Genomic DNA, 1,790 nt, shown 5'->3' with positions numbered 1-1,790 from the left:
TGCTTCCAGGTTTCGGCTTCTTCCGGTGTCTGCGGTAATGGCTCGTAGATCGCCAGGGCTTCGCGGTAACTTTCCGTGGCTTGAAGAATATTCTTGTACGGCGCCTGACGAGTTGCCGGATCCAAACCGGGTATGGCCAAGGTGCGCAGGGCTCTTTCAATGGTGTCGATCTTTTGAGCCATTTTCAGTATGGCACTCACACTGGGCAGCCGCACTCGGCCCACATTTTCTAAAGCCTGAGCATTTCGCTGGGCAGCGAAATACCCTGCCGCCCCCAAAAAAGTCACGGTGACGCAGAGCACCCCAAAACTCAAACCCAACCTTTTTCCGATGGTCCAACGCTTTTTCATGACAATACCCTCCTTTTGTTGTGGCATTTCAGCTCATGTGGAAAAGCCCTCTGGACCCTAAAGACCCCTTACAGTCCGTTCAGTGTCTTCGGATTTCCAGGAACGTTTCCACCCTTTCCGCCCTTTGTCGCCTGCATCGCCCCTTGAAATTACGGCGAACGCCCCACTCGAGCCTGCCTGAGAAGACTTTCCGTTGTTTTTTCAAGGGCTTTAACCTCAACTTTCAAAGTCCGGCTTGGTTTACCCCTCCAAAAGGGCCCTGGCTCTTTTTTTCTTCATTCTTCGGCACAATTGATCGAGAACTTGAGGAACCGCCGCATCGTCCATTTCACTCAAGGCCACAAACGATGGCGAATAGCGCTGCAAGGAAACCAAGAGATCATGGTCCGGGTTCAAAACGACGGTGACCAACAACCCGAGCGGAAAGCGCTCGCGAAAGAGCGCTACGGCATTCAGGTCCTCGGCGTCACTGACCACGGCGAGACCCAAAGGGGCTGAAACCGCGCCCACGTCATTCCTGCGATCCGCCTCGGCCATTTTGCTCAGGCGCCGGTTTTTCTTGACAGCCCACCGGCATAAAATATCCCGTAGTTTCTGCTCTCGGCGCCTTTGGCCAAAGTCCTTGGGAACATGGCACAGCAGCACCATCACGGCCCTCCCCTGATTCCATCTTTTCCATCGCTACAAGTATGCATTGGCAAGGCTCATGCCAGGAAGCTCACCCCAGCCTTGCGCGAGCCACATGACCGCGGTGCCTTCAATCTTATGACCTGCGCCCTGACTTCAAAGGGACACGCGCCAGCCCCTCCGCGAACTCACGAATCCTTGGGATTCGACCTTCACAATGCTTTTCGGCAGTCCATAGATGAAATTTTCAAGAAGGCTTGCAGGGATGTGTGTCCTGTTTAGCAGGACTTTTGAGTGCGGTTTTTCAAGACAACTGGGCCATTGGACGGCGGACCCGGCCTCAGGTCGTGGGCTTAGGTGGGCTGTTTGATGCCTGAAGCAGCATCTTCCTTAGTGAAGCCGTCCGGCCGTCCGAATCCCACTTCCTGCATAAGGGCATAGAGCCGGGATCGAGACAGGCCGCTTAAGGCACACGCTTCGGTGATTCGCTTTCCGGAGCGCTCCATGAGGTGCTGAAGATAGGCTCGAGCGGCCTCTTGGGCCGCCCATTTGCGGTAGTGTTTGTAGGTGGGAAACGTTTCGTGCACCAATGGCTGAACAAACCCCGTCATCGGGTCGGGAGCCTGGGCTTCGGGCGTTTTTGGTTCTGGGGTAAGGGTGGGTTCCCTGAGCGCCGCTCGTTGGACAGCCACGTGGGATCGTACGGAGGTGGGCAGATGCGCGGCATACAGTGTCGGGCCTTCACCGCTCACGGCCAAGGTGCCATGGGCAGAAGCACATGAAAAGCAGCCCCTCCCTGCGGCGCATCCTCCA

At 56.1% G+C, this 1,790-nt stretch carries 2 protein-coding genes and 1 pseudogene; all 3 read right to left on the bottom strand.

Annotated features, from left to right (window positions below; genetic code table 11):
• A partial coding sequence (locus tag ACUVSA_RS14375; protein ID WP_445895340.1) for an MCP four helix bundle domain-containing protein occupies positions 1-350 on the bottom strand: 350 nt, incomplete at its 3' end.
• A gap of 240 nt (positions 351-590) precedes the next feature.
• Positions 591-998: a hypothetical protein gene (locus tag ACUVSA_RS14370; protein ID WP_445895339.1), complete on the bottom strand. Its 408-nt coding sequence runs from the start codon at positions 996-998 to the stop codon at positions 591-593.
• 332 nt (positions 999-1,330) lie between these two features.
• Positions 1,331-1,790: pseudogene (locus ACUVSA_RS14365) on the bottom strand (hypothetical protein); the annotation flags it as partial.

This window comes from Desulfosoma sp. (genome assembly GCF_052743555.1).
This window is presented reverse-complemented; position numbering and strand designations above follow the sequence as displayed.